Source organism: Micromonospora sp. NPDC048170 (genome assembly GCF_040652795.1).
Taxonomy (GTDB): Bacteria; Actinomycetota; Actinomycetes; order Mycobacteriales; family Micromonosporaceae; genus Micromonospora.
In genome coordinates this window covers 41024-55872 of record NZ_JBEZMR010000026.1, presented here as the reverse complement: position 1 = coordinate 55872, position 14849 = coordinate 41024, and the positions used below count along the sequence as shown (strand labels likewise).

Annotated in this window: 12 protein-coding genes; all 12 read right to left on the bottom strand. The window is 74.3% G+C overall.

The features are described from left to right. Window positions 1–1062 (bottom strand): bifunctional diaminohydroxyphosphoribosylaminopyrimidine deaminase/5-amino-6-(5-phosphoribosylamino)uracil reductase RibD, encoded by a 1062-nt coding sequence (gene ribD, locus AB0D32_RS25520; RefSeq protein WP_357095170.1) that lies wholly within the window; start codon window positions 1060–1062, stop codon window positions 1–3. Window positions 1063–1477: 415 nt separating this feature from the next. Further along, window positions 1478–2485: a response regulator gene (locus AB0D32_RS25515; protein ID WP_357095300.1), complete on the bottom strand. Its 1008-nt coding sequence runs from the start codon at window positions 2483–2485 to the stop codon at window positions 1478–1480. Next, window positions 2436–3116 carry a ribulose-phosphate 3-epimerase gene (gene rpe / locus AB0D32_RS25510; RefSeq protein WP_357095168.1) on the bottom strand — a complete coding sequence of 227 codons (681 nt, stop codon included), beginning with the start codon at window positions 3114–3116 and terminating at the stop codon, window positions 2436–2438. Before rpe ends, AB0D32_RS25515 begins: the two co-directional genes overlap by 50 nt. 253 nt (window positions 3117–3369) lie before the next feature. Continuing rightward, window positions 3370–5115, bottom strand: a complete 1746-nt coding sequence (locus AB0D32_RS25505) for a M28 family peptidase (RefSeq protein ID WP_357095164.1) — start codon at window positions 5113–5115, stop codon at window positions 3370–3372. A gap of 335 nt (window positions 5116–5450) precedes the next feature. Beyond that, window positions 5451–7034, bottom strand: coding sequence for a transcription antitermination factor NusB (locus AB0D32_RS25500; protein ID WP_357095161.1), 1584 nt, complete (start codon window positions 7032–7034; stop codon window positions 5451–5453). Beyond that, a complete protein-coding gene (gene fmt / locus AB0D32_RS25495) occupies window positions 7031–7957 on the bottom strand; it encodes a methionyl-tRNA formyltransferase (RefSeq protein ID WP_357095158.1) in 927 nt (308 codons plus the stop codon). The genes AB0D32_RS25500 and fmt overlap by 4 nt, the downstream gene beginning before the upstream one ends. Before the next feature lie 4 nt (window positions 7958–7961). After that, the gene (gene def, locus AB0D32_RS25490; RefSeq protein ID WP_357095156.1) at window positions 7962–8522 is read right to left on the bottom strand and encodes a peptide deformylase; all 561 of its coding nucleotides are present in this window, start codon (window positions 8520–8522) and stop codon (window positions 7962–7964) included. 213 nt (window positions 8523–8735) lie between these two features. After that, entirely contained in the window at window positions 8736–9719 is a 984-nt protein-coding gene (locus tag AB0D32_RS25485) for an AAA family ATPase (RefSeq protein ID WP_357095154.1), read from the bottom strand. Window positions 9720–9971: 252 nt separating this feature from the next. Continuing rightward, window positions 9972–11996, bottom strand: a complete 2025-nt coding sequence (locus tag AB0D32_RS25480; protein ID WP_357095151.1) for a primosomal protein N' — start codon at window positions 11994–11996, stop codon at window positions 9972–9974. Window positions 11997–12061: 65 nt separating this feature from the next. Further along, a complete protein-coding gene (gene metK / locus AB0D32_RS25475) occupies window positions 12062–13255 on the bottom strand; it encodes a methionine adenosyltransferase (RefSeq protein WP_357095149.1) in 1194 nt (397 codons plus the stop codon). A gap of 88 nt (window positions 13256–13343) precedes the next feature. Further along, complete coding sequence (gene coaBC, locus AB0D32_RS25470; protein WP_357095146.1) at window positions 13344–14552, bottom strand: bifunctional phosphopantothenoylcysteine decarboxylase/phosphopantothenate--cysteine ligase CoaBC; 1209 nt, start codon at window positions 14550–14552, stop codon at window positions 13344–13346. A 14-nt stretch (window positions 14553–14566) separates the two neighbouring features. Further along, the gene (gene rpoZ / locus AB0D32_RS25465; protein ID WP_101366725.1) at window positions 14567–14830 is read right to left on the bottom strand and encodes a DNA-directed RNA polymerase subunit omega; all 264 of its coding nucleotides are present in this window, start codon (window positions 14828–14830) and stop codon (window positions 14567–14569) included. Between the last annotated feature and the right edge of the window lie 19 nt (window positions 14831–14849).

Below are 14849 nucleotides of genomic sequence, written 5' to 3'. Positions count from 1 at the left end.
TCAGCCCTCCCTCTTCCGGGGCAGCGCGGTGATCCGCAGGTCGGGTCCGATCTGCGTAACGTCGACGAACTCCAGGTCGATGGCCTCGGCGATGGTGCTCACACCGGCGTCGACCAGGGCGGTCGGGCCGGCGCCGAGCAGCCGGGGCGCGACGTAGCCGACGATCTTGTCGACGAGGCCGGCGGCCAGGAAGGCGCCGGCCAGCTTCGGGCCGCCCTCCAGCAGCGCGGCGCGGACGCCGCGCCGGTGTAGCGCGGCGAGCAGCGCCGGCAGGTCGACCCGGCCGTCGGGCCCGGCGCCGACCTCCGCCACGGTGGCGATCCACGTGCGGGCCGCGCCGTCGCGGACCCGGGCGTCGGCCGGCGTACGCCCCGTCGAGTCCACCACCACCCGCAGCGGCTGCCGGATGGCGAGCGTGCCGTCGCGCAGGTTGCGGGCGGTGAGCCGGGGGTCGTCGGCGAGCACCGTGTCCACCCCGGCCAGCACCGCGTCGACGGTGCCGCGCAGCGCGTGCACGTCCATCCGGGCGCCCTCGGAGGTGATCCACATGCTGGTGCCGTCGGCCGCCGCCGACCGGCCGTCCAGCGTCGCGGCGAACTTCCAGATCACGTACGGCCAGCCCCGGCGCATCGAGGTGAGCCAGGCGATGTTGCCGGCCTCCGCCTCGTGCGCGCGTACCCCCGTGTCCACCTGGATCCCGGCGGCGCGCAGCGTGGCGGCGCCGCCGGTGGCGAGCGGGTTGGGGTCGGGCACGGCGATGACCACCCGCGCGACGCCGGCCTGGACCAGCGCGGTGCTGCAGGGGCCGGTGCGGCCGGTGTGGTCGCAGGGTTCCAGGGTGACCACCGCGGTGCCGCCGCGGGCCCGCTCCCCCGCCTGGGCGAGCGCGACGATCTCGGCGTGCGGCCCGCCGGCGTAGGCGTGGAACCCCTCGCCGGCCACCTTCCCGTCGGCGTCGAGCAGCACGCAGCCGACCACCGGGTTGGGGCTGGTCGTGCCGAGACCGCGCGCGGCGAGTTCCACCGCGCGACGCATCGCCTCGTCGACGGAGACGCCGGTCATGCCCTGCCCTCTCACTCGCCGGTCGACGCGCGGGCGGTCACGGGAGGCAACGGCATGGGGCCGCGAGCGTGCGGCGGCGGAGGTCCGGGTACGGCACAGCCGCCCCGGGGGGCACGCACGGCATGCTGAGTCAGCGGCCGGGCAGGGCCCATCCGTCCCGCGCGCTGTCTCCCATCCGGACTGTCTGGGGGCGGGGGTTTCCCGCTCCCAACCGTCGGCCCCGGATTCTCACCAGGTCCACCGGGCGGCACGAGGCCGACCGGGTCGCGGGCTTACCACGGTCACGCCGTGGATCACCGCCGGTTCGGAATTACACCGAGTCCCGCCAGCGCGTGGTGGGTACACGGGCAGTCTTACACGCCACACGGGGGGTGGCGCCACCCGGGCGAGGTACTTCACAGCAACAGCGCACGATTCAGGTAACTCCGCGCCGCCGGTCCACGGCCACGTACGAGCCGGGTTGGCTCTTGGCCACCGTCTTCATCTCGGAGGCGACCGCGATCGCCTCCAGCGGGTCGGTGAACCGCTTGCCCGAGTCGGACAGGGAGACGCCGATCGAGAGGGTGACCAGGGCGGCCCGCCGGATGTTGCCCCGGCGGTCCTTCAGCTCCACGTAGCCGCGCGCGGCGTCGATCGGGTCGTAGAGCGAGTCGGCGGCCTTCTCGAAGTCGGCGGAGACCCGGGAGGTGAGCGGCCGGACCTGCTCCGGGGCGCAGACGATGACGAAGTCGTCCCCGCCGACATGGCCCAGGAACGCCGGCGGCAGCCCGACCGAGACCACCGCCCGGTGCAGGCTGCGGGCCAGGGCCGTGATGAAGTCGTCGCCGCGCACGAAGCCGTACCGGTCGTTGACGCTCTTGAACCGGTCGATGTCGATGTAGCCGACGGCGTAGTCGACGCCGCTGCGGACCCGGTCGGAGATCTCCCGGCGGATCCGGCTGTTGCCGGGCAGCCCGGTCAGCGGGGAGACCTCGCGGAACTCCTTGTTGCGCCGCAGCGTGGAGCTGACCCGGGCGACCAGTTCCGCGGTGTCGAAGGGCTTGACCAGGTAGTCGTCGGCGCCGGCGCTGAGCCCGTGCACCTTGTCCACCGTCATGCCCTTGGCGGTCAGCATGATCACCGGCAGGGCCGAGGTCATCGGGTCGGCGCGCAGCCGCCGGGTCAGCTCCAGCCCGTCGATCCGCGGCATCATCAGGTCGACCACCGCCAGGTCGGGGCGCTGGCGCTCGATCACCTCGAGCGCCTCCTGCCCGTCGCTGGCGTGGACCACCTCGAAGCCGTGCAGCCGGAGGTTGAACTCGACGAAACGCGCGATGTCCTCGTCGTCGTCGACGACGAGGATGATGTCCTTGTGGTCGCCGGCCGGTTCCACGTCAGGCCCCGGAAGCGGCGCGCTCCGCGAGTGCCCGCAGCCTGCGCACAGCCTCGGCCGGGTCGTCGGCGCCGTAGACGGCGGTGCCGGCGACGAACGCGTCGGCCCCCGCCTCGGCCGCCTGGGCGATGGTGTCGGCGGCGATGCCGCCGTCGACCTCGATGCGCAGTTCGAGGTGGCCGGCGTCGACGTGCCGGCGGGCCGTACGCACCTTGTCGAGCAGCTGCGGGACGAACCGCTGCCCGCCGAAGCCGGCCTTGATCGTCATGATCAGCAGCGTGTCGAAGCTCGGCAGCAGCTCCAGGTACGGCTCGATCGGGGTGTCCCGGTCGATCGCCAGCCCGGCCTTGGCCCCCGCCGAGCGCAGGTCCTTCGCCAGGGCCACCGGGTCGTCGCACGCCTCGGCGTGGAAGGTGACGTTGTACGCCCCGGCGTCGGCGTACCCGGGCGCCCACCGGCGCGGGTCCTCGATCATCAGGTGCACGTCGAAGGGCAGCTCGGTGGCGGCCCGCAGGCTCTGCACCACGGGCAGCCCGATGGTCAGGTTGGGCACGAAGTGGTTGTCCATGACATCCACGTGCAGCCAGTCCGCGGCGTTCTCGACGGCGCGGACCTCCTCGGCGAGGCGGGCGAAATCGGCGGCGAGAATGCTGGGCGCGACGATGGGCGGCGGTACGGTCACGGGGCCAGTGTACGAACGCGGCCGACGACCACTCACAGCGCGCCACCGACCGGGGCACCCGGTGACCCGACGGTGACCAGCAGTGCGGAACCGGCGTTCCCGGCGCGGCGAAACCGGACGAAATGCCACCGGGCGTTTCCTGTGGAGCGACGACCCGGAGCTGGCCCGCTCCTTGCTCGGCGCCGGCACGAGGGCCCGCCGGCCACCTGAGCGGGGCGGCCACCGCGGATGGCCGCCCCGACCCGGGCCGCGCCTAGCTTGCCTGGAGGGTGACGTCGTCGACGACGAAGCTGGTCTGCAACGAGTAGTCCTCCGTGCCGGTGAACTTCAACGTCACCGTCTGCCCCGCGTACGCCGCCACGTTGAACGAGCGCTGCACGTAGCCCGCCGCCGCGTTCAGGTTCGAGTACGTCGCCAGCGTCGCCGACCCCACCTGCACCACCAGCCGGTCGTACGCCGTGCTCGACGTCGTCTCCGCCGTGTCGATGTGCAGCCAGAACGACAGCGTGTAGCTGGCGCACCCCGCCGGGATCGTCACCGACTGCGACAACGTCTCCGTCCGCGTCGCCCCGGAGCCCGCCAGCCACGCCTTGTACGAGCCCGACCGCGCCGGCTGGGCGCTGTCGTTCGTGATCACGCCCGACGACGCCGTCCAGGGCGACGTCCCGTTCTCGAACCCACCGTTGGCGATCACCTGTCCACCGGTGCAACCACCACCGCCGCCGACGGTCAGGGTGTAGCTGGCGGAGCGGGAGACCCCGCCGGAGCCCGCGCCGGTGACCGTGACGGTGTACGTGCCCGCCGGGGCCGAGGCCGACGCGCTGACCGTCATGGTGGCGGAGCCGCCGGAGGTGACCGACGACGGGCTGAACGACACGGAGACCCCGGCCGGGGCGCCGGTCGCCGACAGGCCGACCGTCTGGGCGGTGCCGCTGGTGGTGGCCGTGCTCACCGTCGCCGTGGTCGACGCGCCCGGCTGCACCGAGCCCGACGTCGGGCTCACCGCGACCGAGAAGTCGTTGGTCACCGTGCCCACGGAGGTCTGCCAGATGGCGTACGCGATCCCGTCGGCGCTGCGGTCGAGCACCGTGGCGCTGATGTTCGAGGTGGTGTCGCAGGACCGGTGGTAGCACGGGTCGTACGCCGAGCCGGACGTGCCGCCCCACTTGGCGGCCTGGGCCGAGGTCTTGCGGGCGCTGGCGCCCGCGGCGTACCCGGATGTCTGGATGCCGGCCTGCTGGAACGAGTAGTCGTCGGAGCGTCCCTGACCCTCGACGTTCTCCTCCGGCTGGATGTTCAGCGAGTCCCAGTACGCCTTCAGCGGCGCCGCCGTGGCGGAGGTGATCCGGTTGATGAAGTAGCCGCCGTTGACGGAGCCCACCATGTCGAAGTTGTAGTAGCCCTTGATGTAGCCCTTCTGGGCGGCGGTGAGGGAACGGACGTAGAAGTCCGAGCCGTTGAGACCCTGCTCCTCGTCGGTCCACCAGGCAAACCGGACCCGCTTGGTCATGGCCGGGTTCTGCTGGGCCAGCACCAGCGCGTTCTCCAGCAGCGCCGACGAGCCCGAGGCGTTGTCGTTGATGCCGGGGCCGGCGGACACGCCGTCGAGGTGGGCGCCGAACATGACGACCTGGTCGGCGGGGCCGCCCGGCCACTCGGCGATCAGGTTGTTCGACCGGTACGTGCAGTCGGTGCAGACCTGCTCGCTCACCGTGTAGCCGGCGGCCTGGAGCTTCGTCTTGACGTACGTGAGGGAGGCCGTGTAGCCGGCGGTGCCGGCCCGCCGGTTGCCGCCGTTCTGGGTGGCGATGGTCTGGAACTGCGTGAGGTGACCCTGGACGTTGGCCACCGCGATGTTCGGCGCGGCCAGGGACTGCGCGGCGGGCGCGAGCACGCCGGCGGGCGGTGCCGGGGACGCCGATGCCGGCACGCCGGCCAGCGTCGCCGCGCCGCCGAGCACGGCGAGCGCGACGCCAGCGGTCAGGACTCTTCGCTTCATGGACGCTCCTCGATAAAGGGGGACGCCTGATGATGCCATCCAGGAACGCGAATGGGCGAGCACGAACTGAGCCGAGAGACACCGCCGGGCCTGCACGGATTGCGAACTCGTCCACGCGGGACGGATCGGGCCGACACGGGACAAGGCGGGCCCACGCGAGGCGCGGCGAGGCCAGGTAGGGCGATCCTGGTACGGAACGGCCCCTCTGGAGCCGTTCCGTACCAGGGTCTCGTCGTGCGGCGTCGACCGCGGCTCGCGGTCGGCGCCCGACCGGGACCCCGGTCGGGACGGGCGACGCGTGCCCGGAGCGCCGCTCAGGTGCGGCGGAGCATCGCTCAGGTGCGGCGGAGCATCGCGAGGAACATCGCGTCGGTGCCGTGCCGGTGCGGCCACAGCTGCACCGTCGGCCCGTCGCCGAGACCGGGCATCCCCGCCGGCAGCAGCGGCCGGGCGTCGACGAAGTCGACGGGCACGCCGGAGCGGCGGGCCGCCTCGGTCACCGTCACGTGCGTCTCCACGGTGTGCGGGGAGCACGTCACGTAGGCCACCAGCCCGCCCGGGCGGGTCGCGCGCAGCGCCGCGGCCAGCAGCTCACGCTGTAGCCGGGTCAGCGGCGGCAGATCCGACGGCTGACGCCGCCAGCGCGACTCCGGCCGGCGGCGCAGCGACCCCAGCCCGGTGCAGGGCGCGTCGACCAGCACCCGGTCGAAGTGCCCCTCCGGCAGCTTCGGATCCGCGCCGACGGTCCGGCCGTCGACGTTCAGCACGGTCACCGGCAGGCCGCGGGTGGCCTGGCTGACCAGCCGGGCCCGGTGCTCGGAGACCTCGACCGCGGTCAGCCGCGCGTCGCGCTGGGCGGCGAGGGCGCCGAGCAGGCCGGACTTGCCGCCCGGGCCGGCACACAGGTCCAGCCAGCGCCCGTCCGGGCCGTCGAGCGGGGCCACCGCCAGGGCGTTGGCCACCAACTGGGAGCCCTCGTCCTGCACGTGGGCGCGGCCCTGCGCGAGCGCCGGCAGGTCGCCGGGCGCACCGCCGGAGAGATAGACCGCGTACGGGGAGAAGGCCCCCGGCGCGCCGCCCGCCTCGTCGGCCAGTTCCGCCGCGTCGGCCAGCCCCGGCCGGGCGCAGAGATGCACCGGCGGGCGCTCGTTGTTCTCGATGAGCAGCCGGGTGGTCTCGCCGAGATCGCCGCCGAGGGCCTCGGCGAAGGCCCGCACGATCCACTGCGGATGGCTGTACGCCAGGGCGAGGTGCCCGATCGGGTCGCTCTCCGCCGACGGGGCCAGCTTGGCCACCCAGGCGTCGGCGTCCCGGCCGGCGACCTCACGCAGCACCGCGTTGGCGAAGCCGGTCGCGCCGGGGCCGACCGACCGGACCAGGTCGACGGTCGAGGAGACCGCGGCGTGCGCCGGCACCCGGGTGTGCAGGAGCTGGTAGGCCCCGAGCCGCAGCGCGTCGCGCACCGGCGGGTCGATGCGCTGCACGTCGCGCCCGGCGGCGTCGCTGAGGATCGCGTCGAGGGTGCCGAGGTGCCGCAGCGTGCCGTAGGTCAGCTCGGTGGCGAAGGCGGCGTCCCGGCCGGTCAGCCCGGCGTCCCGCAGGAACGACGGAAGCACCAGGTTCGCGTACGCGTCGTCCCGGTGCACCGCCGCGACTGCCTCGTAGGCCACCTGGCGCGGCAGGTCCACCGCCGGACGGGCCGGGCGCCGGGCACCGTCGCGACGGTCACCGCCGGCCCGGGCGCCCCACTGACCGCCCCGCGCCGGCCGCTCGCCGCGCTGGCCGCCCGAGGGACGCTCGCCGCGCCCACCGGACCGCTCACCACTGGACCGCTCGCCACCGAACCGCTCACCACCGGGTCGCTCGTCGCGCCGCTCGGCGGTGCGGTCGCCCGAGGGCCGTTCCGAAGGATCCGTCACGCGAGTTCCTCCCCGGCCGCGACCCGGACGCCCCGCGCCCAGTCGGTCGCCGGCATCGCCCGCTTGCCCGCCGCCCGGACCTCGCCGAGGCGCACCGGGGTCGTGGCCGTACCGGCCAGCACCCGGGACTTCTCCACCAGCAGCTCACCCGGTTTCAACTCCGGGCCGTCGGGCACCACGGTGACCGGGCCCAGCTTGACGCGTTCGCCCCGCAACGTCGTCCACGGACCGGGCGCCGGGGTGCAGGCCCGGATCCGTCGGTCCACCGCGAAGGCGGGATCGGACCAGCGCACCCGGGCGTCCTCCACGGTCAGCTTCGGCGCCAGCGACACCCCGTCGGCGGGCTGCGGCTCGGCCCGGGCGGTGCCGTCGTCGATCGCGTCGAGGACGGCCACCAGCAGGCCGGCGCCGGAGTGGGCCAGCCGCTCCAGCAGGTCGCCGGACGTGTCGGCCGGACGGATCTCGTCGGTCAGCGTGCCGTAGACCGGGCCGGTGTCCAGCCCTTCCTCCAACTGGAACACGCTCGCCCCGGTCACCTCGTCGCCGTGCAGCACGGCGTGCTGCACGGGTGCCGCGCCGCGCCAGGCGGGCAGCAGCGAGAAGTGCAGGTTGATCCAGCCGTGGCGGGGGATCTCCAGGGCCACCGGCGGCACCAGCGCGCCGTAGGCGACCACGGGGACGCAGTCGGGGGCCAGCTCGCGTAGCCGGTCCAGGAACTCGGGCTCACGCGGCCGGGCGGGGGTGAGCACCTCGACCCCGTGCTCGTCGGCCCACGCCCCCACCGGGGAGCGGAGCAGACCACGACCGCGCCCGGCGGGGGCGTCCGGCCGGGTGACCACGGCGACCAGCTCGTGACGGGAGGCCGCCACGGCGGCAAGGGCGGGAACGGCGACGGCCGGCGTACCGGCGAAGATCACGCGCACGGGCTCACCGACCCAGGCCGAAGAGGCTGCCGGAGGCGTGCGGATTGACCTTCACCGTCGGCGGGGTGGCCGGGTCGTACCACTCGGCCTGGCGGATCGCCTTCATCGCCTCCTTGCGCCCGGCCGCGTCCAGCCGGTCCAGGAAGAGCACCCCGTCGAGGTGGTCGGTCTCGTGCTGCACGCAACGCGCCATCAGGCCGGTGCCGACGATCTGCATCGGGTCGCCGTAGCCGTTGAAGCCCTTGGCGATCACGTTCTGCCGACGCTTGGTGTCGAAGTAGAGGCCGGGAATGGAGAGGCAGCCCTCGGGACCGTCCTGCTCCTCGGCGTCGGGGAACTCCAGCACCGGGTTGACCAGGTGGCCGACCACGTCGTCGACGTCGAAGGTGAACACCCGCAGGCCCACACCGAGCTGCGGCGCGGCGAGGCCGGCGCCGTTCTGCTCACGCATCGTGTCGGTCAGGTCGGCGATGAGCTTGCGCAGCTCGACGTCGAAGTCGACCACCGGATCGGCCGGCGTGCGCAGCACCGGATCCCCGAACAGACGGATGGGCTGGACGGTCACTCGGCATGGCTCCTTCGGCGGGCGGGCTGGTGCCGTACCAGTCTACGGAGTACCGCCGGCTGCCCCGGCCGGCGGACCGCGATCCGGCACGGGGCGTTGCGTGTCGATGGTCACCGGGAGGATCTCGTGGCTGCGCGGGGCACGCCGTGCCGGCGTGACGGCCGAGCCGCGCAGGGCCGGCCCGGGCAGCCGACGCAGCAGTGGGAGGGCGGCTCAGCCGGCGGTGCCCGGCTCCCCGGCCAGCACCGCGTCGCCGCCGAGCAGGGCGTGCTCGGGCAGCGGCAGCCTGATGCCGTGGGCGGCCTCCCAGTCGTGGATCAGGTCGGGCCGCGCCTGGGCGGCGAAGTAGTCCACCGCGCTCATCCCACCGACCACCGGCTCGTCCACCTCGGCGACGAGCCGGGCCGGCACCAGGCGGAAACCGCTCTGCAGGGCGGCGCTGAGCCGGCGGTGCCCGTCGACGACGAAGAAGTACTCCCCGGTGTAGCCGATCCGCAGCGGCTCCAGCGCCTCGCCACCCGCGGCGGCGACCTCGCCGACGAACTCCGAGTCCCACAGCTCGCGCAGGTGGGCGATGTCCTCGGTCGGGTAGACCCGGGCCGGGTCGAGCAGCAGCAGCGGCGGGGCGTCGCGCAGCACGTCCGCGCCCAGCCGGCCCTCGTACGCGTCGATGATGTGCTCGATGACCTCGGTCGCCGGGGCGCGGGTGGTGTCGCAGATCAGGTCGTAGTTGCGCAGCCGGGCCTTGTCCACGCCGTAGCGGACGATGAACCGGCCCCGCTCGCTCTCGCTGCGTTCCAGCAGCTTGGCCTTGGCCTCCTCCTGGGAGGCGTAGCTCTCGGCCGGGCCGGAGGGGCGGGCGAGCACCCGCCGGGCCGCCTCGCCCGGCTCGGTGATCATGTGCACCTTGAGCGCGTCGGTGAAGAAGTGCCAGGCCAGCCGGGAGTCCATGACCAGCCGCTCGCCGGAGGCGGCGATGTCCCGCTGGAGCTGGTCGACGTAGCCGTCGACGGCCTGGTCCAGCTCCGCGTGCAGGTTGAGCTGGAGCGCGGTCATCTGCCGCTCCTGCGCCATCTGGCGGTAGAGGTCGCCGACGCTGACCCGGCGCAGGCCGAGCCGCTCGGCGATCTCCACGGAGACGGTGCTCTTGCCGCTGCCGAGGTCACCATTGAAGACGATCGACTGACGAACGGTCACGACTGGTCCACCCCTGATCACCGGCTGTTTGACATCATCGACATCGCGCCGAACCGACGCGCTCCCGCCGTCGTCGCGATCCTGCGACAACTCCAGCTTGGCGCGTCTGGCGCCGCGCCGCGACCTGAAGCCGTCGTACGCCCGGGCATGACGGGCGATGCTATCACCCGCCCGACGGCCCGCCGCCGGACACGGCGTACGACGACGGGCCAGGTCGGGCCGGGGGCGGGCCCGTGCGGACGGGTCCGCCGCTCAGAAGAGCGCCAGCGGGTCGACCTGGAGCCGGACCGGGTCGGCGGCCTTGCGGGCGGTGCGTACCCCGGCCGCCGAGTGCAGCGCGCCGGCCAGCGCCACGGCCCGGGCCCGGGGCACCCGGACCAGCATCCGCTCCCGCTCCCCGTCGGCCGGCACCGGCCCGAGCAGCTCGGCCTCCGCCGGCAGCCGCGCCTCGGCCAGCAGGTCGGCCACCGCGGCCGGCAGGCCGGTCACGCTGGCCATCCGCACCGCCGGCGGGAAGCCCAGTTCCCGCCGCTCGGCCAGCTCCCGGGCGGCGAACCAGCCGGCGTCCCAGCGCAGCAGCGCCTGCACGGGGGCGAGGGCGCCGTCGGCGACCACCACCACCCGGCCGCCGGTCGAGGCGGGGCGGGCCAGCGCGGCGGCCGTCAGCCAACGGCGTAGCGCCTCCTCCCCCGCCCGCAGGTCGGCCCGGGTGAGCAGGGCCCACGAGTCGAGCAGCAGCACCGCGCCGAAGCCGCCCTCGGCGACCGGCTCGGCGCCGGGGGTGGCGATGACCAGGCCGGCGCCGCCCGGGACCGTGGCCAGCACCTCCTCGCGGCCCGAGGTGCGCACCGGCACGCCGGGGAAGGCCCGGCCCAGTTCCTCGGCGGTGCGCCGGGCACCGGTGACGGAGGCGCGCAGCCGCCGTCCGCCGCACTCCGGGCAGGCGTACGCGGCGGCGACCCGCCCGCACCAGCGGCAGGCCGGGGTGCCCTCGGCCGACGGCAGCGCGAGCGGCCCGGCGCAGTGCGGGCAGCGGGCCGGGGTGCGGCACTCGGCGCAGGCCACCGACGGCAGGTAGCCGCGGCGGGGCACCTGGACCAGCACCGGCAGGTCGGCGCGGAGCGCCTCCCGGGCGGTGGTCCAGGCCAGGCTGGGCAGCCGGGCGGTGGCCGCCCCGGGGTCCCGGGCCAGCTGTGGGTCGTCGCCGGTGGGCGCGATCGCCGGCATCCGGGCCCGCACGGTCGCCCGGTCGGCCACCACCTCGCGGGCCCAACCGGTCTCCACCAACAGCTGCGCCTCGGCGGTACGCGTGTACCCGCCCACCAGGGCGGCGGCGTCGCCGAGCTGGGCGCGGGTGAGCAGCACGTCCCGGGCGTGCGGGTAGGGGGCCCGGGGCTCGGCGTGCAGGTCGTCGCCGTCGTCCCAGATCGCCACCAGCCCGAGGCGGGCGACCGGGGCGAACATCGCGGCCCTGGTGCCGACCACCACCGCCACGTCACCGCGCCGGGCGGCGAGGAACGCCCGGTAGCGCCGGGCGGGGCCGAGCGCGGCGGAGAGGCAGACGTGCCGCCCCGGCCCCAGCGCGGCACGTAGGGCGGCGTCGAGGCGGTCCAGGTCGCGGTTGTCGGCGACGACCAGCACCGCGCCCCGGCCGCCGGCCACGGTGGCGGCGACGGCCTCGGCGTACCGGGCCGGCCAGTCCTCTCCCGGCAACGCCGACCAGACCGCACGGGGGGCCCGCCCGTCGGCGAGCGCCCGGAGCAGGGCCGGGCCGGCCGGATAGTCCCGCCAGGCGTCGGGACCGGGGTCGTTGTCCGGCGCCACGGAGCTCCGGCCCGGCTGGGCGAGATCGCCGACGGGGGCGGGGTCTCCAGCTGGGACGGGGTCTCCGGCGGGGACGGGGTCTCCCACGGGGGATGCGGTGCGGGCGGGGTCTTCGGCGGGGGCGGTGGCGCGGGCGCGGACCTCCTTCTCCACCCGGGCGTGCCGGGGCGGCACGGCGAGGCGGAGCACGTCGGCGAGGCTGCCGGCGTAGCGGTCCGCGACCGCCCGGGCCAGCCGGGCGACCTCCGGCGCGAGCACCGGCTCCGGTGAGACGACCTTCTCCAGGTACGCCAGCCGGCCGGTGTGCCCCGAGTCGTCGGCCCGCTCCAGCAGCCAGCCGTCCACGAGCTGCCCCGCGAAGCGGACCTTCACCCGTACGCCGGGGACGGCGTCGGCGTCCAGCTCGGCCGGGACGAGGTAGTCGAACGGGCGGTCCAGGTGGGCCAGCGGCACGTCGACGCAGACACGAGCGACCGGCGACCCCTGTGCGGGTCGCCGGTCGCTGCGCCTGGTGCCGGTCAGGCTCCTGCGGCCGACTTGAGGTCGGCGGCCCGGTCGGTGCTCTCCCAGGTCAGGTCCGGCAGCTCCCGGCCGAAGTGGCCGTAGGCGGCGGTCTGCTGGTAGATCGGGCGGAGCAGGTTGAGGTCCCGGATGATGGCGGCCGGGCGCAGGTCGAAGACCTCGGAGACGGCCTTCTCGATCGAGGCGACCGGCACGGTCTCGGTGCCGAACGTCTCGACGAAGAGGCTGACCGGGTGGGCCTTGCCGATCGCGTACGCGACCTGGACCTCGCACCGCTCGGCCAGGCCGGCGGCGACCACGTTCTTGGCCACCCAACGCGTCGCGTACGCCGCCGAGCGGTCCACCTTCGACGGGTCCTTGCCGGAGAACGCGCCGCCGCCGTGCCGGGCGTAGCCGCCGTAGGTGTCGACGATGATCTTGCGACCGGTCAGGCCGGCGTCGCCCATCGGCCCGCCGATCTCGAACCGGCCGGTCGGGTTGACCAGCAGCCGGTAGCCCTCGGTTTCCAGACCGAGGCTCTCCAGCTCCGGGGCGATGACGTGCTCGCGCACGTCGGGGGTGAGCAGCGAGTCCAGCGAGATGTCCGCGGCGTGCTGGCTGGAGACGACCACCGTGTTGAGCCGGACGGGGCGCAGCCCCTCGTACTCGATGGTGACCTGGGTCTTGCCGTCAGGGCGCAGGTACGGGATGGTGCCGTCCTTGCGGACCTGGGAGAGTCGCCGGGCCAGCCGGTGCGCCAGGGCGATCGGCAGCGGCATCAGCTCCGGCGTCTCGGAGCAGGCGAAGCCGAACATCATGCCCTGGTCGCCGGCGCCCTGTGCGTCCAGCGCGCTCTCCGACGCCCCGGTACGCAGCTCGAACGCGTTGTCGACGCCCTGCGCGATGTCCTCCGACTGGGCGCCGATGGAGACGTTGACGCCGCACGAGGCGCCGTCGAAGCCCTTCTTCGACGAGTCGTAGCCGATGTCGAGGATGGTCCGGCGGACGATGGTCGGGATGTCGGCGTACGCCTTGGTGGTCACCTCACCCGCGATGTGCACCTGGCCGGTGGTGATCAGGGTCTCCACCGCCACGCGGCTGCGCGGGTCCTGGGCGAGCAGGGCGTCGAGGATGCCGTCGCTGATCTGGTCGGCGATCTTGTCCGGGTGGCCTTCCGTGACCGATTCGGAAGTGAAGAGGCGGCGTGTCACGGCACTCCTAAATTGTGGAAGTCGTTCCGCGGCAGTGTAATCATCCGCGTTAGAGTCTGGCCCCTTCGGCCGTGCCCGGTTCCAGCCGTCAAGAACGGCCGGGCAACCGGGCCACCACGAGATCCCAGACGCCGTCGGCGAGGTCCTCCTTGGACCGTTCGGGCATCCGGCTGACCGAGCCGTCCACGCCGATGACGGTCGCCGCGTTGGTGTCGGCGCCGAAGACCTTGTCGTGCCCGACCTCGTTGATGACGATGAGGTCCGCCCGCTTGCGGGCGAGCTTGGCCCGGCCGTTGGCCTCGGCGTCGCCCGTCTCCGCGGCGAACACCACCAGCACCTGCTCCGGGCGACGGCGCCGGCCCAGCTCGGCCGCGATGTCCGGATTGGTGACGAGCTCGATGGTGGGCGCGCTGCCGTCGTCCGACTTCTTGATTTTGCCAGGCGCGTAGGTCGCGGGGCGGAAATCGGCCGGAGCCGCCGCCATCACCACCACCTCGGCGTCGGCGGCCGCCGCCAGCGTGGCGTCGTGCAGCTCGCCCGTGGTGCCGACCCGGATCAGGTCGACACCGGCGGGATCGGGCAGCGACACGTTGGCCGCGATCAGGGTGACCCGGGCGCCCCGGGCCACCGCGCAGCGGGCGAAGGCGTAGCCCTGCTTGCCCGAGGAGCGGTTGCCCAGGAAACGGACCGGGTCGAGGGGCTCGCGGGTGCCGCCGGCGGTCACCACCACGTGCCGCCCCGCCAGGTCGGCGGGGGCCCCGACGCCCCGGGCGAGGGCCCGACGGGCGACCGCGAAGATCTCCGCCGGGTCCGGCAGGCGGCCCTTGCCGGTGTCGGCTCCGGTGAGCCGGCCGACGGCGGGCTCGACGACCCGCACGCCACGGGAGCGCAGCGTCGCGACGTTGGCGACGGTGGCCGGGTGCTCCCACATCTCGGTGTGCATGGCCGGGGCCAGCACGACCGGACAGCGGGCGGTCAGCAGCGTGTTGGTGAGCAGGTCGTCGGCGAGGCCGTGGGCGGCCTTGGCCAGCAGGTCGGCGGTGGCCGGTGCGACCACCACCAGGTCGGCCTGCTGACCGAGCCGGACGTGCGGCACCTCGTGCACGGCGGACCAGACGTCGTCGGCGACGGGCTGGCCGGAGAGCGCGGCCCAGGTCGGGGCCCCGACGAAGCGCAACGCCGACGCGGTCGGCACGACCCGGACCTGGTGGCCCGACTCGGTGAAGAGCCGCAGCAGCTCGCACGCCTTGTAGGCGGCGATGCCACCGCCGACCCCGAGGACGATCCGGGGAGACATCGACGCGGGGCGAATTACGGCTGGTCGGTCGGCTCGGCGGTGAGCAGGCCCGCGTTGATCTCGCGCATGGCGATGGAGAGCGGCTTCTCCTGCGGCGTGGTCTCGACCAGCGGGCCGACGTACTCCAGCAGACCCTCACCGAGCTGGCTGTAGTAGGCGTTGACCTGGCGCGCGCGCTTGGCGGCGAAGATCACCAGCGCGTACTTCGAGGTCGTCTTCTCGAGGAGCTCGTCGATCGGCGGGTTGGTGATGCCTTCGGGGCTTGCGATGGATCCCACGAATTAACCTCTGCGTCTA

Excerpts from the sequence above, each read along its gene's own strand:
- coaBC (WP_357095146.1), bottom strand. The coding sequence starts at position 14,552 with ATGTCTCCCCGGATCGTCCTCGGGGTCGGCGGTGGCATCGCCGCCTAC.
- AB0D32_RS25505 (WP_357095164.1), bottom strand. The coding sequence starts at position 5,115 with ATGAAGCGAAGAGTCCTGACCGCTGGCGTCGCGCTCGCCGTGCTCGGC.
- ribD (WP_357095170.1), bottom strand. The coding sequence starts at position 1,062 with ATGACCGGCGTCTCCGTCGACGAGGCGATGCGTCGCGCGGTGGAACTC.